This is a genomic window from Streptomyces sp. NPDC014891, from assembly GCF_043081085.1.
In the GTDB taxonomy this organism is placed as follows: Bacteria; Actinomycetota; Actinomycetes; order Streptomycetales; family Streptomycetaceae; genus Streptomyces.
Genome location: NZ_JBIBWF010000002.1, coordinates 386392 through 410660 on the forward strand (window position 1 = coordinate 386392; position 24269 = coordinate 410660).

The 24269-nt window shown below is 72.8% G+C and carries 19 protein-coding genes; 4 read left to right on the top strand and 15 right to left on the bottom strand.

Going from position 1 to position 24269, the window contains the following annotated elements; all coding sequences use genetic code 11:
• Positions 1–158: 158 nt before the first annotated feature.
• Positions 159–1295 carry a molecular chaperone DnaJ gene (gene dnaJ, locus ACF09E_RS06385; protein ID WP_361849550.1) on the bottom strand — a complete coding sequence of 379 codons (1137 nt, stop codon included), beginning with the start codon at positions 1293–1295 and terminating at the stop codon, positions 159–161.
• Entirely contained in the window at positions 1296–2315 is a 1020-nt protein-coding gene (gene hrcA / locus ACF09E_RS06390) for a heat-inducible transcriptional repressor HrcA (protein WP_361849548.1), read from the bottom strand.
• A gap of 148 nt (positions 2316–2463) precedes the next feature.
• Between hrcA and ACF09E_RS06395 the strand changes: the two genes are divergently transcribed.
• Both ACF09E_RS06395 and ACF09E_RS06400 read left to right on the top strand, forming a co-directional pair.
• Positions 2464–3192, top strand: coding sequence for an MBL fold metallo-hydrolase (locus tag ACF09E_RS06395; protein WP_392204137.1), 729 nt, complete (start codon positions 2464–2466; stop codon positions 3190–3192).
• Between the two features lie 123 nt (positions 3193–3315).
• Complete coding sequence (locus tag ACF09E_RS06400) at positions 3316–4116, top strand: DUF3097 domain-containing protein (RefSeq protein WP_392204138.1); 801 nt, start codon at positions 3316–3318, stop codon at positions 4114–4116.
• Positions 4117–4295: 179 nt separating this feature from the next.
• On the opposite strand, the gene hemW is transcribed toward ACF09E_RS06400, so the two are convergent.
• The 3 genes from hemW to lepA all read right to left on the bottom strand — a co-directional run bounded on the left by hemW (position 4296) and on the right by lepA (position 9559).
• Complete coding sequence (gene hemW / locus ACF09E_RS06405) at positions 4296–5537, bottom strand: radical SAM family heme chaperone HemW (RefSeq protein ID WP_392204139.1); 1242 nt, start codon at positions 5535–5537, stop codon at positions 4296–4298.
• Positions 5538–5618: 81 nt separating this feature from the next.
• On the bottom strand, positions 5619–7496 hold the full coding sequence (locus ACF09E_RS06410; protein ID WP_392204140.1) for an AMP-dependent synthetase/ligase: 1878 nt from the start codon (positions 7494–7496) through the stop codon (positions 5619–5621).
• Between the two features lie 197 nt (positions 7497–7693).
• Positions 7694–9559, bottom strand: a complete 1866-nt coding sequence (gene lepA, locus ACF09E_RS06415) for a translation elongation factor 4 (protein ID WP_361849536.1) — start codon at positions 9557–9559, stop codon at positions 7694–7696.
• 184 nt (positions 9560–9743) lie between these two features.
• Here lepA and rpsT point away from each other — a divergent pair, with 184 nt between their 5' ends.
• Entirely contained in the window at positions 9744–10010 is a 267-nt protein-coding gene (rpsT, locus tag ACF09E_RS06420; RefSeq protein WP_030317512.1) for a 30S ribosomal protein S20, read from the top strand.
• Positions 10011–10366: 356 nt separating this feature from the next.
• On the opposite strand, the gene holA is transcribed toward rpsT, so the two are convergent.
• Positions 10367–11356: a DNA polymerase III subunit delta gene (holA, locus tag ACF09E_RS06425; RefSeq protein ID WP_392204141.1), complete on the bottom strand. Its 990-nt coding sequence runs from the start codon at positions 11354–11356 to the stop codon at positions 10367–10369.
• A 38-nt stretch (positions 11357–11394) separates the two neighbouring features.
• Here holA and ACF09E_RS06430 point away from each other — a divergent pair, with 38 nt between their 5' ends.
• The gene (locus ACF09E_RS06430) at positions 11395–11655 is read left to right on the top strand and encodes a hypothetical protein (RefSeq protein ID WP_388798905.1); all 261 of its coding nucleotides are present in this window, start codon (positions 11395–11397) and stop codon (positions 11653–11655) included.
• Between the two features lie 37 nt (positions 11656–11692).
• Here ACF09E_RS06430 and ACF09E_RS06435 read toward each other — a convergent pair whose 3' ends face one another.
• The 9 genes from ACF09E_RS06435 to leuS all read right to left on the bottom strand — a co-directional run bounded on the left by ACF09E_RS06435 (position 11693) and on the right by leuS (position 24230).
• Complete coding sequence (locus ACF09E_RS06435) at positions 11693–12586, bottom strand: YceI family protein (RefSeq protein WP_392204142.1); 894 nt, start codon at positions 12584–12586, stop codon at positions 11693–11695.
• Between the two features lie 99 nt (positions 12587–12685).
• Positions 12686–13606, bottom strand: coding sequence for an arylamine N-acetyltransferase (locus ACF09E_RS06440; RefSeq protein ID WP_392204143.1), 921 nt, complete (start codon positions 13604–13606; stop codon positions 12686–12688).
• Positions 13603–14907, bottom strand: a complete 1305-nt coding sequence (locus ACF09E_RS06445; RefSeq protein WP_392204144.1) for an MFS transporter — start codon at positions 14905–14907, stop codon at positions 13603–13605. The genes ACF09E_RS06440 and ACF09E_RS06445 overlap by 4 nt, the downstream gene beginning before the upstream one ends.
• A 5-nt stretch (positions 14908–14912) precedes the next feature.
• Complete coding sequence (locus ACF09E_RS06450; protein WP_392204145.1) at positions 14913–15536, bottom strand: winged helix-turn-helix domain-containing protein; 624 nt, start codon at positions 15534–15536, stop codon at positions 14913–14915.
• 73 nt (positions 15537–15609) lie between these two features.
• Positions 15610–18252, bottom strand: coding sequence for a ComEC/Rec2 family competence protein (locus ACF09E_RS06455; RefSeq protein ID WP_392204146.1), 2643 nt, complete (start codon positions 18250–18252; stop codon positions 15610–15612).
• Positions 18249–19013 carry a helix-hairpin-helix domain-containing protein gene (locus ACF09E_RS06460; protein ID WP_392204147.1) on the bottom strand — a complete coding sequence of 255 codons (765 nt, stop codon included), beginning with the start codon at positions 19011–19013 and terminating at the stop codon, positions 18249–18251. The genes ACF09E_RS06455 and ACF09E_RS06460 overlap by 4 nt, the downstream gene beginning before the upstream one ends.
• Positions 19014–19508: 495 nt before the next feature.
• Positions 19509–20354, bottom strand: coding sequence for a DegV family protein (locus ACF09E_RS06465; RefSeq protein WP_392204148.1), 846 nt, complete (start codon positions 20352–20354; stop codon positions 19509–19511).
• 121 nt (positions 20355–20475) lie between these two features.
• A complete protein-coding gene (locus ACF09E_RS06470; protein ID WP_392204149.1) occupies positions 20476–21222 on the bottom strand; it encodes a hypothetical protein in 747 nt (248 codons plus the stop codon).
• 122 nt (positions 21223–21344) lie between these two features.
• Positions 21345–24230: a leucine--tRNA ligase gene (leuS, locus tag ACF09E_RS06475; RefSeq protein ID WP_392204150.1), complete on the bottom strand. Its 2886-nt coding sequence runs from the start codon at positions 24228–24230 to the stop codon at positions 21345–21347.
• Positions 24231–24269: the final 39 nt, after the last annotated feature.

The following is a 24269-nucleotide window of genomic DNA, read 5'->3' on the forward strand; positions in this document are numbered from 1 at the left end:
CGTGCCATGCGCCTGCTTCCGGGCCGAATCCGTCCGTCAGGTCACGGAGGCCCGGCTCCGGCGGCCCGCGGCGGGCGTCCGACCCGTGCCCGGGTCGGCGGAAGGGGCGGTCGCCGCGATCCGCGGCCACCGCCCCTTCCGTCCGGAGATTCTCCGGCCTAGCGCCCGTTGAACGCGTCCTTCAACCGCGAGAACAGTCCCTGCTGCCCCGGCTGGAACTGCCCGGTGGGCCGTTCCTCGCCGCGGAGCTTGGCCAGTTCGCGCAGGAGGCGCTCCTGCTCGGCGTCCAGCTTGCCCGGGGTCTGCACCTCGACGTGCACGATCAGGTCGCCCCGGCCGTTCCCGCGCAGATGCGTGACGCCGCGGCCGTGCAGCGGGATCGACTGGCCGGACTGGGTGCCCGGCCGGATGTCGATCTCCTCGACGCCGTCGAGGGTCTGCAGCGGCACCTTCGTGCCGAGCGCGCCCGCGGTCATCGGGATGGTCACCGTGCAGTGCAGGTCGTCACCGCGCCGCTGGAAGGTCTCGTGCGGCGTCTCGTGGATCTCGACGTACAGGTCGCCGGCGGGGCCGCCGCCGGGGCCGACCTCGCCCTCGCCCGCGAGCTGGATCCGGGTGCCGTTGTCGACACCGGCCGGGATCTTGACCGTGAGGGTGCGGCGGGACCGGACCCGGCCGTCGCCCGCGCACTCGGGGCACGGGGTCGGGACGACGGTGCCGAAGCCCTGGCACTGCGGGCAGGGACGGGAGGTCATGACCTGGCCCAGGAAGGACCGGGTGACCTGGGAGACCTCACCGCGGCCGCGGCACATGTCGCAGGTCTGCGCGGAGGTGCCGGGCGCGGCTCCCTCGCCGGAGCAGGTCGTGCAGACGACCGCCGTGTCGACCTGGATGTCCTTGGTGGTGCCGAAGGCCGCCTCGTTGAGGTCGATCTCCAGCCGGATCATGGCGTCCTGGCCGCGGCGGGTCCGCGAGCGCGGGCCGCGCTGCTGGGACGTGCCGAAGAAGGCGTCCATGATGTCGGAGAAGTTGCCGAAGCCACCGGCCCCGAAGCCGCCCGCGCCGCCTCCGCCGGAGGCCGACAGCGGGTCGCCGCCCAGGTCGTAGACCTGCTTCTTCTGCGGGTCCGAGAGGACCTCGTAGGCGGCGTTGATCTCCTTGAAGCGTTCCTGCGTCTTGGGATCGGGATTGACGTCCGGGTGCAGCTCGCGCGCGAGCCTCCGGAACGCCTTCTTGATCTCGTCCTGGGACGCGTCGCGGCGCACGCCGAGTACGGCGTAGTAGTCCGTGGCCACTTACGACTCCGCCAGGATCTGTCCGACGTAACGTGCCACTGCGCGTACCGCTCCCATCGTTCCGGGGTAGTCCATGCGGGTCGGTCCGACCACGCCGAGTTTGGCGACTGCCTCGCCGCCCGAACCGTAGCCGACCGAGACGACGGACGTGGAGCTCAGCCCCTCGTGGGCGTTCTCGTGCCCGATCCGTACGGTCATGCCCGATTCCTTGGCCTCGCCGAGCAGCTTGAGGAGCACGACCTGCTCCTCCAGTGCTTCGAGCACGGGCCTGATCATCAGGGGGAAGTCGGGGCCGAAGCGGGTGAGATTGGCGGTACCGCCGATCATCAGCCGTTCCTCGTGCTCCTCGACCAGGGTCTCCAGGAGGGTCGCGAGCACGGACGAGACCGTGGCGCGGTCCTCGATCTCCTCGAAGGACTCGGGAAGGTCCTGCACCAGCTGCGGCACGTCGGCGAACCGGCGGCCGACGACCCGGCTGTTGAGCCGGGCCCGCAGGTCGGCCAGCGAGGTCTCGCCGAACGGCGCGGGGCAGTCCACGACCCGCTGCTCGACGCGTCCGGTGTCCGTGATGAGCACCAGCATCAGGCGGGCCGGGGCCAGCGAGAGCAGCTCCACGTGCCGGACCGTCGAACGGGTCAGCGAGGGGTACTGGACGACGGCGACCTGCCGGGTCAGCTGCGCGAGCAGCCGGACCGTGCGGCCGACGACGTCGTCCAGGTCCACCGCGCCGTCGAGGAAGTTGTGGATGGCCCGGCGCTCGGGCGTCGACAGCGGCTTGACGCCGGCGAGCCGGTCGACGAAGAGGCGGTACCCCTTGTCGGTCGGAATGCGGCCGGCGCTGGTGTGGGGCTGGGCGATGAAGCCCTCTTCCTCCAGGACGGCCATGTCGTTGCGCACGGTGGCGGGCGAGACGCCGAGCTTGTGGCGCTCGGTGAGCGCCTTGGAGCCGACGGGCTCCTCCGTCCCGACGTAGTCCTGGACGATGGCGCGCAGTACCTCGAGCCTGCGTTCGCTGAGCATCGCGCGCACCTCCAGCTGTCGACGTCGTTCCGGTTGCTCCGCTTTTGGCACTCGCCCTGTCCGAGTGCCAGCGATCCCCCGGCCAGTGTACGGCGGCGGGCGTCGCTCCTGGCAAGGTGGCGGCGCCCGCACCCGTTAGCGTCGCCCCATGGACATCGATTGGGAAGCGCACGGATGGGAGCGGCTCGCCGACGGGGTGGGGCGGCGACGGCTGCCCGGTTGGGACGCCACCGTGGGTCTGGCCCTGGGCACACGGGCGGTGCTGCTGTACGACACGGGGTCCTCGCTCGCGGAGGGGGCCGAGCTGCGGGCGCAGATCGCCGCGCTCACCGGCGGCCGAAAGGTGACGCACATCGCACTCAGCCACCCCCACTTCGACCACGTGCTCGGCACGGCCGTCTTCGCGGGCGCCGAGGTCTTCGGCGCGGTGGGCGCGGACGACCTGCTGGGCGGGGCGCGGGCCCGGGAGGAGATGCGCGCGGACGCGGTCGCGCAGGGCATGGACGCGGAGGCCGCGGAGGCGGCGGCGGACGTCCTGGTCGCCCCGCGGCACGTGGTCTCCGGCGAGTGGACGCTCGACCTGGGCGGCCGGCAGGTCCTACTGGCCAACGTCGGCCCCGGCCACACGGGCCACGACCTGGTGCTCCTGGTGCCGGGCGAGCGGGAGGTGGTCTTCTGCGGCGACCTGGTCGAGGAGTCGGGCGAGCCGCAGGCGGGCCCGGACGCGATCCCCGCCCGCTGGCCGGACGCGCTCGACCGGCTGCTGCGGCTCGGCGGCGAGGACGCGGTGTACGTCCCGGGGCACGGCGCGGTGGTGGACGCCGCGTTCGTACGACTCCAGCGGGAGGAACTGGCAACGCGCTTCTCCGTCGCATAACGTCGCCCGAATGCGCAGCTACAACCCGGATCTGACACCCCCTTGACCGCACCTCCCGGGGGACGACCCCCGGACCCCCGGCAGCACCCCTGACACCGCGCCGCCCCGGACAGGAACGAGCCCATGCGCAGCTACAACCCGGATCTGACACCCCCTTGGAAGCGCTCGGCGCCCGTTCCCGAGGTGCCGGCCGACCGCGACCTGGTGGTCGAGGAGGTCACCACCGGCTTCTGCGGGGCGGTGATCGGCTGCGAGGCGGGGACGGTGACCCTGGAGGACCGCTTCGGCAAGCACCGCGTGTTCCCGCTGGACCCGCGGGGCTTCCTCCTGGAGGGCCGGGTCGTGACCCTGGTCCGTCCGTCGGCCGGGCCCGTCCGTCCCAGCCGGACGGCCTCGGGCTCGGTGGCCGTCCCCGGGGCGCGGGCCCGCGTGGCGCGCGCCGGCCGGATCTACGTGGAGGGCCGGCACGACGCCGAGCTGGTGGAACGCGTCTGGGGCGACGACCTCCGCATCGAGGGCGTCGTCGTGGAGTACCTGGAGGGCGTCGACGACCTTCCGTCGATCGTCGCGGAGTTCGACCCCGCGCCGGACGCCCGCCTGGGCGTCCTGGTCGACCACCTGGTCCCGGGTTCGAAGGAGTCGCGGATCGCCGCCCGGGTGACCTCGCCGGACGTGCTGGTCGTGGGCCACCCGTACATCGACGTCTGGGAGGCGGTGAAGCCGGCGTCGGTGGGCATCCGGGCCTGGCCTCGCGTCCCCAGGGGCCAGGACTGGAAGACGGGCGTGTGCGAGGCCCTGGGCTGGCCCGCGAACACCGGCGCCGCCTGGCAGCACATCCTGTCGCGGGTGACCTCGTACAAGGATCTGGAGCCGGAGCTGCTGGGCCGGGTGGAGGAGCTGATCGACTTCGTGACGGCGCCGTAGGGATCCGCGGGAGCCGGCCCGGCGGGGTGGAGTCCGGGCCACCGGAACGGGCGCGTCCCGGCGGGCCGGGGTCGGGTGGCGCGCCCGCCACGTCGAGCCCCGAGTCGGACGGGTCGGGGGCCGGGGAGGGCCGGACCGGGCCACGCCGCCGCGGACCCGGCGCGCTCGCCGGAACGGCTCTAGTCGACGAGGTCCCGCACCACGGCGTCGGCGAGCAGGCGCCCGCGCAGGGTCAGCACCGCCCGGCCCGCCGCGTAGGGGCCGGCGTCCAGGAGCCCGTCGGCGAGGGCCCTGCGGGAGGCTTCGAGGCCCGCCGGCTTGAGGAGGGACAGCTCGACGCCCTCCTTGAGCCGCAGTTCGAGGAGGACGCGCTCGACCCTCCGGTCCTCCTCGGAGAGCAGCTCCCGTCCGGCCCCCGGGGTCTTCCCCGCGGCCAGCGCGGCGGCGTACGCGCCGGGGTGCTTGACGTTCCACCAGCGGACGCCGCCGACGTGGCTGTGGGCGCCGGGGCCCGCGCCCCACCAGTCGGCCCCGCGCCAGTACAGCTCGTTGTGGAGGCAGCGGCCGGCCTCGGAGGTGGCCCAGTTGGAGACCTCGTACCAGGCGAAGCCGGCCGCGGAGAGGACGTCCTCGGCGATCAGGTACCGGTCGGCGTGGACGTCGTCGTCGGTCATGGGGACCTCGCCGCGCCGGATGCGGCGGGCGAGCTGCGTGCCCTCCTCGACGATCAGCGCGTAGGCGCTGATGTGGTCGGGTCCGGCGCCGAGGGCCGCGTCGAGGGAGGCCCGCCAGTCGTCGTCGGTCTCGCCCGGGGTGCCGTAGATCAGGTCGAGGTTGACGTGCTCGAAGCCGGCGGCCCTCGCCTCCCCGACGCAGGCCTCGGGGCGGCCCGGGGTGTGCGTGCGGTCGAGGATCTTCAGGACGTGCTGCTTGGCGCTCTGCATGCCGAAGGAGATCCGGTTGAACCCGCCGGCGCGCAGCTCCGCCAGGTAGGCCGGGTCCACGGAGTCGGGGTTCGCCTCGGTCGTCACCTCGGCGTCGTCGGCGAGCCCGAACTCCTCGCGGACGGCCCCCAGCATCCGTACGAGGTCGCCGGCGGCGAGCAGCGTGGGCGTGCCGCCGCCCACGAAGACGGTCCGGACCGGCCGGGGGTCGTCCCCGAGGACCTTGCGGGCGAGCCGGACCTCCTCGACGACCTGGTCGGCGTAGTTGTCCCGGGAGGCGAGCACGCCGCCGGTCCCCCGCAGCTCGCCGGCCGTGTAGGTGTTGAAGTCGCAGTACCCGCAGCGCGTCGCGCAGTAGGGCACGTGCAGATAGAACCCGAGCGGACGCTCCTCCGCCCCTTCAAGGGCGTGCGGGGGCAGCGCCCCGTCGTCGGGGACGGACTCACCATCGGGCAGTACGGAAGGCATGAGCCCCATTGTCCCGTACTGCCCGGGGTGGACGTTCGGCCTGTGGACAACCTCTCCGCAGGGGGCGGGTCAGGCCCCGCGCGGGCGGGGTCAGGACTCCCGCGAGCCCGCGTACATCTCCTCGATGAGCGCCTTGTACTCGCGCTCCACCACCGGCCGCTTCAGCTTCAGCGACGGGGTGAGCTCGCCGTGCTCGATGTCGAGGTCGCGCGGCAGCAGCCGGAACTTCTTGATCGTCTGCCAGCGCTGGAGGCCCTCGTTGAGGCGGTCGACGTAGCCCTGGACCATCTCGACGGTCTTCGGATCGGCGACGACCTCGGCGTACGACGCGCCGCCCAGGCCGTGGTCGGCGGCCCAGCCGAGGAGGGTGGGCTCGTCGAGGGCGATCAGGGCGGTGCAGAAGTTCCGGTCGGCTCCGTGCACCAGGATGTTCGAGACGAACGGGCAGACGGCCTTGAACTGGCCCTCGACCTCGGCCGGCGCGATGTACTTGCCGCCGGACGTCTTGATCAGGTCCTTCTTGCGGTCGGTGATCCGCAGGTAGCCGTCGGCGGACAGCTCGCCGATGTCGCCGGTGTGGAACCAGCCGTCGGACTCCAGGACCTCGGCCGTCTTCTCGGGCAGGCCGTGGTAGCCCTCCATGACGCCCGGGCCGCGCAGCAGGATCTCGCCGTCGTCGGCGATCCGGACCTCGGTGCCGGGGAGCGGCTTGCCGACGGTGCCGGTGCGGTAGGCCTCGCCCGGGTTGACGAAGGAGGCCGCGGAGGTCTCGGTGAGTCCGTAGCCCTCCAGGATGTGGATGCCGGCGCCGGAGAAGAAGTAGCCGATCTCGGGGGCGAGCGCGGCGGATCCGGAGATGCAGGCGCGCAGGTTGCCGCCGAAGGCCTCGCGGATCTTGGCGTAGACGAGCGCGTCGGCGACCTTGTGCTTGGCGGTGAGGCCGAAGGGCGCGGAGGCGGTGCCGGTGCGGCGGAAGTTGTCCTGGCTGGTCCGGGCGTACTCGCGGGAGACGCCGGCGGCCCACTGGAAGATCTTGTACTTGGCGCCGCCGGCGGCGCGGGCCTTGGCGGCGACGCCGTTGTAGACCTTCTCGAAGATGCGAGGCACGGCCGCCATGTAGGTGGGCTGGACGACCGGCAGGTTCTCGATGATCTTGTCGACCCGGCCGTCGACGGCGGTGACGTGGCCGACCTCGATCTGGCCGGAGGTGAGGACCTTGCCGAAGACGTGGGCGAGCGGCAGCCACAGGTACTGGACGTCGGCCTGGGTGACGAGGCCGGTGGCGGCGATGGCCTTGGCCATGTACGACCAGTTGTCGTGCGGGAGGCGGACGCCCTTGGGGCGGCCGGTGGTGCCCGAGGTGTAGATGACGGTGGCGAGCTGCGTGGCGGTGATCGCCGCGACCCGCTCCTTCACGGCCTCGGGGTGCTTCTCCAGGTACGCCGTGCCGCGCGCCTCCAGCTCGGCGAGGGTGAGGACGAACTGGCCGTCGCTCTCCACCCCGGTCGCGTCCACGACGACGATGTGGCGGAGGTTCGGCAGTTCGGCGCGGCGCTCGACGGCCTTGGCGAGCTGGGCCGCGTCCTCGGCGATGAGGACCCGCGACTCGGAGTCCGAGAGGATGAACGCCGACTCCTCGGCGTTGGTCTGCGGGTAGACCGTGGTGGTCGCGGCGCCCGCGCACATCACGCCCAGGTCGGCGAGGATCCACTCGACCCGGGTGGAGGAGGCGAGGGCGACCCGCTCCTCGGCGGCGACACCCAGGTCGACGAGGCCGGCGGCGATCGCGTAGACCCGCTCCGCGGCCTGCCCCCAACTGAGCGACTTCCAGTCGTCCGGGCCGGTTCCGGAGGCGGCGGGCACCGGGTAGCGGTAGGCCTCCGCATCCGGAGTCCGCTCGACGCGCTCAAGGAAGAGGGTCGCCACGGAGGGCGGCCGGTTCTCGATCTGGGTCTGTGTGTCGCTCACGACGTCCTCCGGGCGGCGGCGGTGCCTTCTGGCGGTTCGTAACTAACTGGCGAGTAACCTTCGAGCCGGGATCAGACTAAAGGCCCGAGGTCCGGCGCGTAAGGGCCTGCAGCGCGTCGCTTGATAACGAACGGGCCCACGCGCACTCGGCACGTGGACCCGTTCGTTCGCACAGGGCGGCTTCGTGGGCGCCGCCGCTACTTCTTCTTGCCGGAGGACTCGTCGCTCGACAGGACGGCGATGAAGGCCTCCTGGGGCACCTCCACCGAGCCGACCATCTTCATGCGCTTCTTGCCTTCCTTCTGCTTCTCCAGCAGCTTCCGCTTACGGGAGATGTCACCGCCGTAGCACTTGGCGAGGACGTCCTTGCGGATGGCCCGGATGGTCTCGCGGGCGATGACCCGGGACCCGATCGCGGCCTGGATCGGCACCTCGAACGCCTGCCGCGGGATGAGCTCGCGCAGCTTGGCGACGAGCCGCACGCCGTAGGCGTACGCGGCGTCCTTGTGGGTGACGGCGGAGAAGGCGTCGACCTTGTCGCCGTGCAGCAGGATGTCGACCTTGACCAGGCTGGAGGCCTGCTCGCCGGTGGGCTCGTAGTCGAGGGAGGCGTAACCGCGCGTCTTGGACTTCAGCTGGTCGAAGAAGTCGAAGACGATCTCGGCCAGCGGCAGGGTGTAGCGGATCTCGACCCGGTCCTCGGAGAGGTAGTCCATGCCGATCAGGGTGCCGCGACGGGTCTGGCAGAGCTCCATGATCGCGCCGATGAACTCGCTGGGGGCGAGGATCGTGGCGCGTACGACGGGCTCGTACACGTCGCTGATCTTGCCCTCGGGGAACTCGCTCGGGTTGGTGACCGTGTGCTCGCTGCCGTCCTCCATGACCACGCGATAGACCACGTTGGGGGCGGTGGCGATGAGGTCGAGCCCGAACTCGCGCTCCAGCCGCTCGCGGATCACGTCGAGGTGGAGGAGCCCGAGGAAGCCGACGCGGAAGCCGAAGCCCAGCGCGGCGGAGGTCTCCGGCTCGTAGACCAGCGCGGCGTCGTTGAGCTGCAGCTTGTCCAGGGCCTCGCGGAGGTCCGGGTACTCCGAGCCGTCCAGCGGGTAGAGGCCCGAGAAGACCATCGGCTTCGGGTCCTTGTAGCCGCCGAGGGCCTCGGTGGCGCCCTTGTTCAGGGAGGTGATCGTGTCACCGACCTTGGACTGGCGGACGTCCTTCACACCGGTGATGAGGTAGCCCACCTCGCCGACGCCGAGACCGTCGGACGGAGTCATCTCCGGGGAGGAGACACCGATCTCCAGCAGCTCGTGCGTGGCGCCGGTCGACATCATCTTGATGCGCTCGCGCTTGTTGAGCTGGCCGTCGACCACACGCACGTAGGTCACGACGCCCCGGTACGAGTCGTACACCGAGTCGAAGATCATCGCGCGCGCGGGGGCGTCGGCGACGCCCACCGGGGCGGGGACGTCCCGGACGACCCGGTCGAGCAGCGCGTCGACGCCGACACCGGTCTTCGCGGAGACCTTGAGGACGTCCTCCGGCTGGCAGCCGATGAGGTTGGCCAGCTCCTCGGAGAACTTCTCCGGCTGGGCCGCCGGCAGGTCGATCTTGTTCAGCACGGGAACGATCGTGAGGTCGTTCTCCATGGCCAGGTAGAGGTTGGCCAGCGTCTGCGCCTCGATGCCCTGGGCCGCGTCGACCAGCAGGATCGTGCCCTCGCAGGCCGCGAGCGACCGGGACACCTCGTACGTGAAGTCGACGTGCCCGGGGGTGTCGATCATGTTCAGGATGTGCGTACTGCCCTGACCCGGCCCCTCGGTCGGCGCCCACGGCAGCCGGACCGCCTGGGACTTGATCGTGATGCCGCGCTCCCGCTCGATGTCCATGCGGTCGAGGTACTGGGCACGCATCTGCCGCTGGTCGACCACACCGGTCAGCTGGAGCATCCGGTCGGCGAGCGTGGACTTGCCGTGGTCGATGTGCGCGATGATGCAGAAGTTGCGGATCAGAGCCGGGTCGGTACGGCTCGGCTCGGGCACGTTGGTAGGAGTCGCGGGCACGCAGGGTCTCGTCTCGGGGCGATGTCGGATCGATACGTAGGCTCCATGGTCCCATGCCCGTCGCCCGGCGCCCGGTTTGGGCGGGCACGAGAGTGGCTGATACCGTGGACAGCTGTGCCTCGTGTGCCCTCTCAGCCTGCGAGTCACCTTCAGAAGGAACATCGAACCTGTAAAGGCTCTTTTCGTGGCGAACATCAAGTCCCAGATCAAGCGGAACAAGACGAACGAGAAGGCGCGCCTGCGCAACAAGGCCGTCAAGTCCTCGCTCAAGACCGCGATCCGCAAGGCCCGCGAGGCCGTCGCCGCGGGTGACGTCGAGAAGGCCACCGTGGCTTCCCGCGCCGCCTCCCGCGCGCTCGACAAGGCTGTCTCGAAGGGCGTCATCCACAAGAACGCCGCCGCCAACAAGAAGTCGGCGCTGGCCACCAAGGTTGCCGCTCTCCAGGGCTGAGCTCTGATGTAACCGGCCGCACGGGACCCAGCGGGCCCTCTCTCCCGCTCCCACCCGGCCACCCAGGACTCGCACGCGGACGCGTTCGCCACGCGGGTGCGAGCCCACCGGCTCAACACCGAAGGCCCCACTCCCTCCTTCCCCAGGAGCGAGTGGGGCCTTCGGCATGAGCGGGGGAAGGCAGGGCGGGGGTGGGCTGGGGGAAGGCGGCGCGGGGGTGGGGTGGGCTGGGGGAAGGCAGGGCGGGGGTGGGCTGGAGGAACCGCCCCGGCCACCGACCGACCCGCCTCCCGCCCCGCACCGAGGAGCCGCATTCCGCTGGCACCGCCGGAGGAGCCACGCTCCCCCGGCACCGCCTACCCGCGCCGCATCCTCGCCGCCCGGGCCACCGCGACCACCGCCTTCTCCAGGGCGTACTCCGGGTCGTCCCCGCCGCCCTTCACCCCCGCGTCGGCCTCCGCGATCGCGCGCAGCGCGAGCGCGACCCCGTCGGGGGTCCAGCCCCGCATCTGCTGCCGCACGCGGTCGATCTTCCACGGCGGCATGCCGAGCTCCCGCGCCAGGTCCGCCGGCCGGCCGCCCCGCGCCGAGGACAGCTTGCCGATCGCCCGTACGCCCTGGGCCAGCGCGCTCGTCACCAGCACCGGCGCGACCCCGGTCGAGAGCGACCACCGCAGGGCCTCCAGGGCCTCCGCCGCCCGCCCCTCGACCGCACGGTCCGCGATGTTGAAGGAGGACGCCTCGGCGCGGCCGGTGTAGTACCGCCCGACGACGGCCTCGTCGATCGTCCCGTCCACGTCGGACGTGAGCTGCGCGACCGCGGAGGCGAGCTCCCGCAGATCGCTGCCGATGGCGTCGACGAGCGCCTGGCAGGCCTCGGGCGTGGCCGAACGCCCCAGCGTCCGGAACTCCTGCCGCACGAACGTCAGCCGTTCCGCCGGCTTCGTCGTCTTCGGGCAGGCCACCTCCCGCGCCCCCGCCTTCCGCGCGGCGTCGAGCAGCCCCTTGCCCTTGGCGCCGCCCGCGTGGAGCAGGACGAGCGAGATGTCCTCGACCGGGTCGTCGAGGTACGCCTTGACGTCCTTGATCGTGTCGGCGGACAGGTCCTGCGCGTTCCGCACGACGAGCACCTTGCGCTCGGCGAACAGCGACGGGCTGGTGAGCTCCGCGAGCGAGCCGGGCTGGAGCTGGTCGGGCGTGAGGTCGCGGACGTCCGTGTCGGCGTCGGCGGCGCGCGCCGCCGCCACCACCGCCTGCACGACACGGTCGAGGAGCAGGTCCTCCTGGCCCACGGCGATCGTCACGGGGCCGAGGAGGTCTTCGGGGGAAGTCTTTCTGGTGGCCATCGCGGTCCAGCATCCCACGGACCACCGACAGCCCCGCGATGCCCGAGAATGACGGGGTGAGCGAACGACACGTACTGGTACTCCCCGACCGTGACGCCGCCGAGGAGGTCGCCGGCGAACTCCCCGACCGCTTCGGCGTGGCCGAGGAGCCGCAGCTCGTCCGGGACTCCCTGGCCGGGGAGGACGACGCCGAGGACGCCCAGTGGCTGGTGGTCGTCGAGGACCCGGACGGCCGGCTCGACCCGTCGGCCCTGGACTCCCTGGCGGCGGAGTACGAGGGCTGGCTGGAAGCCCCCTAGGCCACGGGCCGGCCCGCGCCGGCCCCGTCGCCGGCCCTCAGCCCCGCCCGGCCCCCTTGGGCACGATCTGGACGTCCAGATCGATGCTGATGCTCGACCCCACCGCCGCGATCCCCCGGGCGAGCAGTGTCTGCCAGGTGAGGGTGAAGTCCTCCCGGTGCAGTTCGGTGGTGGCCCGGCAGGCGCACCGGGTCTCGCCCTCAAGGCCGCTGCCGAGGCCCAGGTACCGGGTGTCGAGGGTGACGGTGCGGCTCACCCCGTGGAGGGTGAGCGCCCCGGTGACGGCCCACCGGTTGCCGCCCCGGTGCGTGAAGCGCTCGCTGAAGAACTCCAGCGTCGGGTACGCGCCGACGTCGAGGAAGTCGCCGGACCTCAGGTGGTCGTCGCGCATCTGCACCCCGGTGTCGATGGAGGCCGCGTCGATGACGACGTGCATCGCGGAGTGCTCCATGCGGTCGGCGATCCGCACCGCACCGGCGAAGTCGTCGAACCGGCCGTGGATCCGCGCGAGTCCGATGTGGCGTGCGGTGAAGCCGATCCGCGAGTGCGTCGGGTCGATCTCCCACTCGCCCGGCTCGGGGAGCTGGGGCAGCGGCGCGACCTGCAGCAGCACGTCGTCGAGGCCGGTGTGACCGCCCTCGGTGACGACGGCCCTCGCGTGGTGCGGGGTGTACCCCTCGGCGGTGACCGCGAGCCGGTACTCGCCCGCCGGCACCGTCGCGAGCGCGGTGCCGTACGGGTCGGTCTCCCCCGCGACCACCTTGCGCCCGGCGGCGTCGCTGAGGACGAACTCGGCCTGCCGGACGGGTTCGTGCACGGGGTCGAGCACCCGGCAGCTCAGCATCCCCGCCGAGGCGGGGACGGCGAGACCGGCGAGCGGGCCGCCGCGCAACGCGCCCGTCGGCCGCTTCCCGAAGAGACGATCGAACATTCTTCACGCACCCCCGTGCGACTCGTTCACTATGCAACGAAGTCGCATTCGATCATCGTGGGGGCGTTCGACGCAAACCGGTCATGGGGTGAGCAACGGTTACCGAGGGTTCGAATCGGTAATTCCACCGCGAACGACCGGCAGCGCGTCGAGTTCGATCCCGAACAGGTCCCGGTACGCGCTCCGCACCTCGTCCTCGCCGTCGAGGATCCGCTCGTCGCGCCCGCCGCCGGCCCGCGTGATCAGCTTCCGGTCGCTGAGGGTGATCCGGCCCTCTTCGGTCAGCAGGGAGCAGACGAGACTCCGCGGGAAATGGGAGTCGGGCGAGGTCCGGTGGTACCAGGCGCCGGCCGTGAAGTCGGCGAGGCGGCGCGGCCGGACCTCCATCCGGTACTGGGGCTTGCCGTCCCGCAGGACGTCCACGTCGCCCTCGGGGGTGTCCACGAGCCGGAAGACGCCGCCCGGGTCCGCCTGGTCCCCGCGGTCGTCGAAACGGACCGGGAAGTGGCTGTGGTCGCCGAAGCCGACGTCGGCGATCAGGCGTTCCCCGTCCACCGTCTCCACGAGCAGCGCCATGTGGTCGTACGGGATGCCGGGCCGCCCCTCCGGCCCGAAGACCCGCGCCTGGAGCAGCGACACCCGGTAGCCGAGGCCGCGCAGCAGCACGGCGAACGCCGTGTTGACCTCGTAGCAGAACCCTCCTCGGTGCGCGCCGATCACCTTGTCGAGCAGGGACTTCTCCTCCAGGACGATGTCCTCGCCGAGGTGGAGGGAGAGGTTCTCGAACGGCACGGTCCGCAGATGGCGCAGATGCAGGTCGCTCAGGGCGCCCGCGTCCGCGCGGTCGGGCCGCCGCGCGCCGATGCGCCGGAGGTAGGCCAGGACGTCCGCGGGCGCGGGGACGAAGTCCTCGCCGGGAACGGGGGCGGAGTCGGGAGCCGGGACGGCGGAGGGCCCGGAGGGATCCGGGTGCCCGGAGGAGGACTCGGAGGGGACGGGAGCCGTCGGTCGCGTGGTCATTCCGCCAGTCTGCCCGGTCGGTCGTCCCCTCTCCCCGCCCGCGCGACGGGCTCCGACTCCTCTTTCGGGGAGGGGAGTTCCCGCATCCGGGGCAGCGGCGAGGGCAGCAGCCAGAGCACGGCGAAGGCGGCCCCGACGGTGGCGATCCACAGCGTCGGGCGCAGCCCGATCGCGGTGCCGAGGAAGCCGCCGACGAGCGCGCCGAGCGGTCGGAAACCGTGGTTCAGCGTGCGGAAGGCGCCCATCACCCGGGCCCGCACGGCGTCGGGTATCAGTGCCATCTGGAACGATCCCGCGGCGATGTCGACGATCATCACGCCGACGCAGGAGAGGAACTCGGCCACGAAGAGGACGAGCACCACGAGCGGCAGCGGCCCGTCGGCGAGGGGGATCAGGACGAGGGGCAGGGTGAACCCGAGGAAGCCCGCGACGAGCGACCCCCCGATGCCGATCCGCCGGACGACGGCCCCGCTGACGACCGCTCCCAGGAGGCCGCCCACGGCGCCCGCTCCGAGGACGAGGCCGAGCAGTCCGGCGCCGAGGTCGAGCGCGGTGGTCGCGTAGAGCACGAAGAGGGTGTGGAACATGTAGTTGAAGAACTGGACCGTGCCGGAGGCGGCGAACAGCGCCCGCATCGAACGCTCCCGGACCACCCAGCGCAGCCCCTCCGTGAAGTGCCCCTTGGCCACGGGGGCCGGCGGGGGCTCGACGGGCTTGATCCGGGCCAGGTATCCGGCCGACACCAGGTAGGTCAGGGCGTCCGCGACCAGGGCGAAGGGGGCGGTGAGGAACTGCACGAGCAGTCCGCCGATCCCGGGGCCCGCCAGCCAGGCCGTCGAACGGCTGCCGTTCACCAGTGAGTTCGCCTGCACATAGCGCTCGACGGGTACGAGCGCGACGAACAGGGTGGTGTTGCAGACCTCGAAGAGCACGGTGAGCGCGCCGATCCCGAACGCCACCACGTACAGCTGGGTGAGGGTCAGCAGGTCGAGCAGGTGGGCCACGGGAAGGCTCAGGACGAGTGCCGCCCGCCCGATGTCGGCCGCGATCATCGCCCGTCTGCGGCTGGTCTGCCGGTCGGCCCATGCGCCGAACGGCAGGTTGAGCAGCAGCGCCGGCAGGAGCTCGGCGGCCTTGAGCCAGCCCATCGCGGCGGCGTCGGCGCCGAGCACGAGGACGGCGGCGAGCGGTATCGCCATGAGGGATATCTGGTCCCCGGCGAGGGAGACGGTCTGGCCGGTCCAGTAGTTCCGGAAGGTCCGCTCGCGGAGCAGTGCCGGTACGCGGTCCACGAGAGCCATCCCGCTCACTCCTTCTCGTTGTCGGGGACGTCGGGGTCCCGGTAGGCGATCCGCAGGACGCTGACGGGCTTGGCGCCCTCCGGGCGGAGGGACGGGTCGGACGCGCGCTCCTCGTACGGCCGGAGCAGCGCGTCGATGCCCGCTCCGAGCTCGGCCAGTTCCTCGTGGGTGAGATGGAGCAGGGAGTCGCCGAACTGCTCGGCCTCGCGCCACTCCCTCGGCAGCAGGTGCCGCTTCTCCATGGCTCGGGCGACCCGCTCGAAGTACTGCTCGGCGACGGCGGCGCTCAGCGCGTCGGCGGCCTGGGCGACCGACGGGTCCTCGCTGTACTCCGGCCACTCCGTGTACCGGGCCGTGGCCTGCCAGGGCTTCTCCCGCCCGCGGCCGCCCGGCGCCTCCTCGACCAGCCCGTACTTGGCGAGTATCCGCAGGTGGTACGAGCAGCTGGCCACGGATTCGCCGGTCAGCTCGGCGGCCCGGGTGGCGGTGAAGGGGCCGCTGCTGCGCAGCAGCCCCACCAGCGACATCCGCAGCGGGTGGGCGTAGGCCCGCAGGGCTCGCGGGTCGGTGAGGCGGACGGTGCGGGGCTGTTCGCCCTCGGATCGCGGGTCGATGATCTCCTCCGACATAATGAAAAGGTATCTTTAGAAAGATTTCTTTACAAGCAACTGTCCGCAGGACGCCGCCCTCCCCCTCGGGCGGTCACCCTCCCCTCGGCACGGCCACCAGTCCCGGCCCCGACCCGACGACCGCGATCGCCCCGTCCCGATCGGTCCGCAGCACCCGCGCCCCGCCGTCCCGCAACGCCGCCACCGTCCGGGGCGACGGATGTCCGTACGGGTTGTCGCGCCCCGTCGACACCAGCGCGAGCCGCGGGCGCACGGCCCGTATCAGCCCCGGATCCTGATGGGCCGAGCCGTGATGGGCGACCTTGAGCACGTCCACCGGCGCAAGTCCCGGGTGGGCCCGCAGCAGGTCCCGCTGAGCCGGCGGTTCGAGGTCGCCGAGCAGCAGGAGCGTCAGCCCGCCCGCGGCCCGGACGAGCAGCGCGACGCTGGCATCGTTCGCCCCGCCGGAACCGCTGGAACCACCTGAACCGCCGGAACCGCCGGAGCCACCGGAGCCACCGGCTGGTCGCCCGCGCCCCGCCGCCTCACCTCCCCCGGCGGGCCAGAGCACACTCCACTCCAGCACCCCGACCCTGCGCCGCTCCCCCAGGCCCGCCCGGATCAACGGCACCCCCGCGGCCGCCGCCGTCCGCCGCACGAACGCCGCCTGGGCCGGCGGCTCCTCCAGACCCGTCGTCTGGATCGCCCCCACCGCTCGCCCCCGCAACACCCCCGGCAGCCCGGCCACATGGTCCGCGTGGAAGTGCGTCAGCACCAGCAGCGGCACCCTGCGCACCCCCAGGTCCCGCAGGCACCGGTCGACCGGCACGGGATCGGGCCCCGCGTCCACCACGACGGCCGCGTCACCGCCCGCGGCCAGGACCGTCGCGTCCCCCTGCCCCACCTGGCACATGGCGTACACCCAGCCGCGCGGCGGCCATCCCGTGACCCAGCGCGTCAACGGAACCGGCCGCACCACCACGAGCAGCAGCAGCACCACGACGAGCCCGGCGACCGGCCCCCGGTACGGCAGCCTGCGCGCCGCGACGACCAGCAGCGCCGTCAGCAGGGCGAGCGCGAGTCCGCCCCACCAGCCGCCCGGCCAGCTCACCTCCGCCCCCGGCAGGGCCGCACCCGTACGGGCCACCCGTGCGATCCACCCGGCGGGCCACCCCGCCACCCACGCCAGCCCCTCCGCGGCCGGCATACAGACCGCCGCCGCGGCGAGGGCGGCGAAGCCGAACACCGTCGCGGGCGCCACCGCCAGCTCGGCGAAGAGGTTCGCCGGGATCGCCACCAGACTCACCCGGGCGGCGAACACCACCACGACCGGCGCGCACACCGCCTGCGCCGCCAGAGAAGCCGCCAGGGCCTCCGACAGACCGCCCGGCACCCCGCGCCGCCGCAGCGCCGCGCTCCACCGCGGAGCCACCGTCAGCAGCGCCCCGGTGGCGAGGACCGAGAGCAGGAAGCCGTAACTCCGCGCGAGCCAGGGGTCGTAGAGCACCAGGAGCAGCACGGCCGCCGCCAGTGCCGGAATCAGGGATCGCCGCCGACCGGTGGCGATCGCGAGCAGCACCACGAGTCCGCAGGCCGCGGCCCGCAGCACGCTCGGATCAGGCCGGCAGACCACCACGAAGGCGAGCGTCAGCGCTCCGCCGGCCACCGCGGTGCCCCGCAGCGACATCCCCAGTCTCGGCGCGAGCCCGCCACGCTCGACCAGGTGCGCCCGCCCGGGCCTTCCGACCAGCAGGAGCAACACGACCGACAGATTGCTTCCAGAAACGGCCAAAAGGTGGGTGAGATCGGTCGCCACGAAGGCGTCCCGCAGCTCGGGGCCGATCCGCGAGGTGTCCCCGACCACCAGCCCGGGCAGCAGGGCCCGGGCGTCCGGGTCGAGACCCTCGGTCGCCCGCCGCAGCCCGGCGCGCAACTCCCCCGCCGCCCGCTGCAGCGTGCTCGGCGGCCCGATGATCCGGGGCGGCCCCGCGCCCGCCTTGAGCACCGCGGCGAAGGGATCCCCGGAATCCCCGGGCAGCGCGACTCTGGCGGCCACCCGCAGCCGTGTGGAGGGCAGCAGCCGCAGCCACTCGGCCCTCCCCTCGCCCGGCGGCACGATCAGCAGCACCGGTGCCCGCGTCCGGTGGGCCGTCCCGTCCGAGCGCTCGACCCGAGTCACCTCGCCGTCCAGGACGACGGAGACCGGCACCGACTCGCTGCCCCGCACCCGTGGCCGGGTCAGCCGCGGATCGGAGGTCACCGTCACCTCCAGCTGCGCCCGCGCGTAGTCCCGCGCCAGGACCGGCACGGGTCCCCGCCGCAGGTCCGCCGCGTGCAGCCCGGCCGAGGCGGCCCCGGCCGCGGCGCAGAGCAGGACCCCGGCGAACGCCGTGGCCCCCCACCGCGATCCGCTCACGCCCCGAAGCCCCGTCCGCACCGTCCCCACCGTCCCGAGCGCATCAGCGGGCCCGCCCGTCCCGCCGGCCCGGTCGTCGACTCCACCGGACCGGGCCGCCCCGCCGAACCTCCGCGCCACCGTGGGCACCAGGAGGACACCGCCTCCCACCAGGCAGACCGCGACTCCCGCCACCGTCCACCACCCGGGGACCCCGACCGCGATCGCCGCCGCCGCCCACGCCGTCACCGCGAGCGGTACGAGCCGGAGATCGGCCGGCCCCTCCTCCCGGAGCGGAGGCCCGGCTCCCCGGTCGTCCTGGTCCGCCCCGTCCGACTTCACGGCCGCACCAGCCGTTCGAGTTCGGCGAACCGGCGCTCGCCGATGCCGTTGACCTCCCGCAGCTCCCCCACCGAGCGGAAGCCGCCGTGCTGCGCACGGTGGTCGACGATGTGCCGGGCCAGGACCGGACCGACGCCCGGGAGCGTGTCGAGCTGCTCGACCGTGGCCGTGTTGAGGCTCAACGGCACCCCGGGCCCGCCCCCGGCGCCGCCTCCCGGTCCGACCGCCCCGCCACCGACGACACCACCGGAACCACCGGCCGGCGCCCCCGGCACCCCCGGCACCCCCGGCACGCCCACGAGTACCTGCTCACCGTCGAACAGCACCCGGGCCCGGTTGAGTGCGGTGAGATCGGCCCCGGGCTCCGCCCCTCCGGCGGCCCGCAGCGCGTCCGCCACCCGCGACCCCGCCGGCAGCGTCAGCACCCCGGGCCTGCGCACCTTGCCCCCGACGTCCACGATCACCCGCGCCCCGCCCCCGGCGGAACCCGGCACGACCCCCGCCACCGCCCCCGGCCCGGCCCTCGTGGCAGGAACCGCAGGTGCCGCAGGAACCGCGGGAGCCGCACGTCCCGTCGGCGCCGCGGCGACCGGCGCGGCCCGCACCACCTCGGGTGCGCGCACCACCTCCGGCCGCCCCGCCCAGAAGTAGCCGCCCGCGAGCGCCGCGGCCACCACCAGAACCACCGTCAGCGCACCCAGCGCCCCCGGTTCGAGCCCGAACCGGGTCCGCACCCAGACCGGCGTACGGTCCCGCAGCACCGCCGCCAGTCGGGCCCGCGCCCCGGGCGGCTTCCCCCGCTCCGCGACTCCCGGTGGAGCCCCCGGCTCCCCATACGCTTCGGCCCCCGCCTCCGCCGCGGCCGGTTCACCCGGAGTCGCGACCGCCGGCGGGAACAGCTCGTCCCCCCGCCGCCGTACGACCGCCTCGGGGGCCGTCCCGGCCCTCCGGACCCGGGTCCGCCTCCTCACCCGCCCGGAGGACGCGCCACGGGCTCCTGGGCGGCTCCTCCCGTCGGAGCCCGGCGCCCTGCCGGGACCACTGGCCGGAGCGCCCGGCGCGCCGAGCACACCGGGAGCCGTGGAGGAGACGCGTGCACGAGCGGCGATGCCCGCACGGGAGGCGATGCGTGTACGAAGAGTCATGCATGCGACGGTAGGAATCACCGCCGTGCCGTGCGGGCCTCAGCCACGTTCCGTGGACGGCGCCCCCGCTGTGGACAACTCCGTCCCCCCTCCGGGGACGGGTCGCCCTGATCAGCGCGGTGAGACGACGACCGCGAGCAGTCCGGGCCCGGTGTGCGCGCCGATGACCGCGCCCACCTCGCTGACGTGCAGCTCCGCCACCCCCGGCACCCGCTCCCCGAGCCGTTCGGCGAGCGCGGCGGCCCGCTCGGGCGCGGAGAGGTGGTGGACGGCGATGTCGACGGCGCCGGAGCCGGCCCGCTCCACGGCGATCTCCTCCAGCCTCGCGATGGCCTTGGAGGCCGTCCGCACCTTCTCGCGCAGCTCGATGCGTCCGCCGTCGAGTTCGAGGAGCGGTTTCACCGCGAGCGCGGAGCCGAGCAGCGCCTGCGCCGCCCCGATGCGTCCGCCACGGCGCAGATAGTCCAGGGTGTCGACGTAGAAGTAGGCCGAGGTGCCCGCGGCGCGCTTCTCGGCGGCCGCGACGGCCTCGTCGAGCGATCCGCCCGCCTCGGCGACCTGGGCCGCCGCGAGGGCGCAGAAGCCGAGGGCCATGCCCATCATCCGGGTGTCCACGACCCGCACGGGCACGGGAGCGTCCTTGGCGGCGAGCACGGCCGCGTCGTAGGTCCCTGAGACCTCCGCGGAGAGATGGAGGGACACGACGCCCCGGGCACCGGCCTCCGCGGCCTCGCGATAGGCCTCGGCGAAGATCTCGGGGCTGGGCCGCGAGGTGGTGACGGACCGCTTCTTCTGCAAGGCCTCGACGAGCGCCTTGGCCGAGACCTCCGTGCCCTCCTCGAGGGCCCGGTCGCCGATGACGACGGTCAGCGGGACCGTGGTGATCGCGTGCCGCGCCCTGGTCTGGTGTGGCAGGTAGGCCGTGGAATCGGTGACGATCGCGACATGCCGGGACATGAGCGGGAGGTTACCCGCCGAGACCGGCGCACGGGAGTCCGGCCCCCGCCGAGGAGCGTCCGCACGGCACCGGACGGCGCGCCGCACGGCGTCCCGCAGGTCCGACGCGCCCGCGGTCCGGTCAGGTGGTGGTCTCCGGGCGGGCCGACTTCTCCCAGGGATAGGAGGTCAGTCGGGGGTCGGGGGCCGTGATCGCGGACGGCTCGCTGCCGGCCGCCGGCGCGGAACTCCCGGTCGCCGCGCCCCTGCCGCTCTGTGCCGGGTTCCCGGAGGCCGATCCCGGAACCGTCCCCGAGGTGCCGGACGCGGTCTCCGTCCCCGTCGTCGTCCAGTGCCGCAGGGCACCCGCCTCGACGTCGATCTGGGCGCTCAGCGAGGACAGGTCGTCCTCGGCGAACCGGAGCGCCCTCTCACGGGCGGCGCGGCGCAGCGCGTCGGCCGAGCTGGTGATCCGCTCGGTCCGCGCGGTGAGTTCGGGGAGCTGGCCGGCGGCCCAGGCGCGGTCGGGCTCCCGCTCGATCCGCTTCATGTCCTCGTCCAGTTCGAGCCCGTGCGCGCTGAGCCGGTGGAACAGTTCGAGCGACTCCTTCAGTGAGGCGTCCTCGTGGACCCCGGCCTGCAGCGCCTCCTGGGTGGCCCTCATCGAGGTGCGCAGCGAGAGCCTCAGCCGGGCCAGCTCGCCCGCCGCCCCCGTCTGGCCGTAGCTCTTGGCGCGGAGGGTGGTGTCCTCGACGGTCCGCCGGGCCTGGTCGATGGTGCGGTCGACGCCGCGCTTGGCGGCCTTGGCCGCCCGCACCGTGGCGTAGACCCCCAGCGCCACGAAGGACAAGAAGAGCAGCGCCATGATCGTGATAATCGCGGCTTCCATGTGCGCCCCTCCGGCGTCCGTCCGGTCCCCACGGATGTGGTTCCTCCACGGTAAACGGAAAGGGCAGGCCGGGGGTTCCATCGGAACCCCCAACCTGCCCGTAGGGGACATCCCTGTGTGGGTCAGCCGGCGACGATGTTGACCAGCTTCGGCGCGCGGACGATCACCTTGCGGATCTCGGCGCCGCCCAGCGCGGCGACCACGTGCGCGTCGGCCAGTGCCAGCGTCTCCAGCTCCGCGTCGGTGATCGACGGGGAGACCTCCAGGCGGGCCTTGACCTTGCCCTTGATCTGCACGACGCAGGTCACGGTCTCGTCGACGACGTACGCCGGGTCGGCGACCGGGAAGGCCTGGTGGACCACCGAGTCGGTGTGGCCCAGCCTGCGCCACAGCTCCTCCGCGATGTGCGGGGCCAGCGGGGCGACCAGCAGGACCAGCTGCTCGGCGACCGTCCGGGAGAGCGCGCCACCGGACTTCGTCAGATGGTTGTTCAGCTCGGTGATCTTGGCGATGGCGGTGTTGAAGCGCATCGCGACCATGTCCTGCGCGACGCCGTCGATCGCCTTGTGCAGGGCGCGGAGCGTGTCCTCGTCGGCCGCGGTGTCGACGACGGTGACCTCACCGGTCGACTCGTCGACGATGTTGCGCCACAGCCGCTGCAGCAGCCGGTACTGGCCGACCACCGCGCGCGTGTCCCAGGGACGGGAGACGTCCAGCGGGCCCATCGCCATCTCGTACAGGCGCAGGGTGTCGGCGCCGTACTCGGTGCAGATCTCGTCGGGCGTCACGGCGTTCTTCAGGGACTTGCCCATCTTGCCCAGGACGCGGCTGACCTTCTCGCCCTCGTACCAGAAGCCGCCATCGCGCTCCTCGACCTCGGCCGCGGGCACGGCGATGCCGCGCGCGTCCCGGTAGACGAAGGCCTGGATCATGCCCTGGTTGTAGAGCTTGTGGAACGGCTCGGCCGAGGAGATGTGGCCCAGGTCGAACAGCATCTTCGACCAGAAGCGCGCGTACAGCAGGTGCAGCACGGCGTGCTCGGCGCCGCCGACGTACAGGTCGACGCCACCGGTCGGCATGCCCTCGCGGGGGCCCATCCAGTACTGCTCGACGGCGGGGTCGACCAGCTGCTCGGCGTTGTTCGGGTCCAGGTAGCGCAGCTCGTACCAGCAGGAACCGGCCCAGTTGGGCATGGTGTTGGTCTCGCGGCGGTAGCGGCGCGGGCCGGCGCCGTCCCCGAGGTCCAGGGTGACGTTGACCCAGTCCTCGTTGCGGGACAGCGGGGTCTCGGGCTGGGTGTCCGCGTCCTCCGGGTCGAAGGTGCGCGGCGAGTAGTCCTCGACCTCCGGCAGCTCCAGCGGCAGCATCGACTCGGGCAGCGAGTGGGCGACGCCGTCGTCGTCGTAGACGATCGGGAAGGGCTCGCCCCAGTACCGCTGGCGGCTGAACAGCCAGTCGCGCAGGCGGAAGTTGACGGTGCCCTCGCCGATGCCGCGGTCGGCCAGCCAGGCGGTGATCCGCGCCTTGGCGTCGACGACGCCCAGGCCGTCGAGTGCGATGTCCTCGTTGGAGGAGCCGACCAGCTTGGCCTCGTACGAGGAGAAGGCGTCGTCCCAGGTCGAGGTGTCGGTGCCGCGCTCGTCGCTCGGCTCGACGACGCAGCGCATCGGCAGCTCGAAGGCGCGCGCGAAGGCGAAGTCGCGGCTGTCGTGCGCGGGGACCGCCATGATCGCGCCGGTGCCGTAGCCCATCAGGACGTAGTCGGCGATGAAGACCGGGACCTGCTCGCCGCTGACCGGGTTGGTCGCGTACGCGCCGGTGAAGACGCCGGTCTTCTCCTTGGCGTCGGCCTGCCGCTCGACGTCGGACTTGGAGGCGGCCTGCTTGCGGTAGGCGTCGACGGCCTCGGACGGGGTGGCGTGCCCGCCGGTCCACACCTCGTGGGTGCCCTCGGGCCAGGCGGCCGGGACGATCTTCGCAGCGCCGTTGACCAGGGGGTGCTCAGGAGCCAGGACCATGTAGGTGGCGCCGAACAGGGTGTCTTGGCGGGTGGTGAAGACGGTGATGGCGTCGCCGCCGCCGACCTGGAAGTCGACGCGGGCGCCTTCGGAGCGGCCGATCCAGTTCCGCTGCTGCAGCTTGATGGCCTCGGGCCAGTCCAGCGCGTCCAGGTCGTCGAGCAGGCGGTCCGCGTAGGCGGTGATCCGCATGTTCCACTGGCGCAGCTTGGACTTGAAGACGGGGAAGTTGCCGCGCTCGGAGCGGCCGTCGGCGGTGACCTCCTCGTTGGCCAGGACGGTGCCCAGGCCGGGGCACCAGTTGACGGGCGCGTCGGAGGCGTAGGCCAGGCGGTACTCGCCCAGGACGTCGGACCGCTCGGCGGCGGTCAGCTCGCCCCACGCGCGCGTGTGGCCGGGGACCTCACGGGTGCCGTCCTCGAACTGCGCGATCAGGTCGGCGATCGGGCGGGCCCGGCCGGCCTCGCTGTCGTACCAGGAGTTGAAGATCTGCAGGAAGATCCACTGGGTCCACTTGTAGTAGTCCGGATCGATCGTGGCGAACGACCGGCGCTTGTCGTGGCCCAGGCCCAGCCGGCGCAGCTGGACCTTCATGTTCTCCATGTTGGCCTCGGTGGACACGCGCGGGTGCGTGCCCGTCTGCACGGCGTACTGCTCGGCGGGCAGGCCGAAGGCGTCGAAGCCCAGGGTGTGCAGCACGTTGTGGCCGCTCATGCGCGCGTGGCGGGCGAAGACGTCCGTGGCGATGTAGCCGAGCGGGTGGCCGACGTGCAGGCCCGCACCCGAAGGGTACGGGAACATGTCCATGATGAACTTCTTGGGCCGTGCGGCGATCGCGGGGTCGCCCGCCAGGTCGCCGGTGGGGTTCGGGGCCTCGTACGTGCCCTCGGCGTCCCAGAAGTCCTGCCAGCGTGCCTCGATGTCGGCGGCCATGGCCGCCGTGTAGCGATGCGGGGCCGCCGTCTCGGCGGCCGTATTGATCTCGGTCATGGTCCTTGAAGCTCCATCGATCGTCTCTGCCCACTGCCA

Bases quoted from the DNA above. Each gene is read 5' to 3' on its own strand.
- leuS (WP_392204150.1), bottom strand. From the start codon at position 24,230: ATGACCGAGATCAATACGGCCGCCGAGACGGCGGCCCCGCATCGCTAC.
- hrcA (WP_361849548.1), bottom strand. From the start codon at position 2,315: ATGCTCAGCGAACGCAGGCTCGAGGTACTGCGCGCCATCGTCCAGGAC.
- ACF09E_RS06445 (WP_392204144.1), bottom strand. From the start codon at position 14,907: ATGGCTCTCGTGGACCGCGTACCGGCACTGCTCCGCGAGCGGACCTTC.
- ACF09E_RS06435 (WP_392204142.1), bottom strand. From the start codon at position 12,586: ATGTTCGATCGTCTCTTCGGGAAGCGGCCGACGGGCGCGTTGCGCGGC.
- ACF09E_RS06465 (WP_392204148.1), bottom strand. From the start codon at position 20,354: ATGTCCCGGCATGTCGCGATCGTCACCGATTCCACGGCCTACCTGCCA.
- ACF09E_RS06395 (WP_392204137.1), top strand. From the start codon at position 2,464: ATGGACATCGATTGGGAAGCGCACGGATGGGAGCGGCTCGCCGACGGG.
- ACF09E_RS06440 (WP_392204143.1), bottom strand. From the start codon at position 13,606: ATGACCACGCGACCGACGGCTCCCGTCCCCTCCGAGTCCTCCTCCGGG.
- ACF09E_RS06450 (WP_392204145.1), bottom strand. From the start codon at position 15,536: ATGTCGGAGGAGATCATCGACCCGCGATCCGAGGGCGAACAGCCCCGC.
- ACF09E_RS06400 (WP_392204138.1), top strand. From the start codon at position 3,316: ATGCGCAGCTACAACCCGGATCTGACACCCCCTTGGAAGCGCTCGGCG.
- ACF09E_RS06470 (WP_392204149.1), bottom strand. From the start codon at position 21,222: ATGGAAGCCGCGATTATCACGATCATGGCGCTGCTCTTCTTGTCCTTC.
- holA (WP_392204141.1), bottom strand. From the start codon at position 11,356: ATGGCCACCAGAAAGACTTCCCCCGAAGACCTCCTCGGCCCCGTGACG.
- hemW (WP_392204139.1), bottom strand. From the start codon at position 5,537: ATGGGGCTCATGCCTTCCGTACTGCCCGATGGTGAGTCCGTCCCCGAC.
- ACF09E_RS06430 (WP_388798905.1), top strand. From the start codon at position 11,395: ATGCCCGAGAATGACGGGGTGAGCGAACGACACGTACTGGTACTCCCC.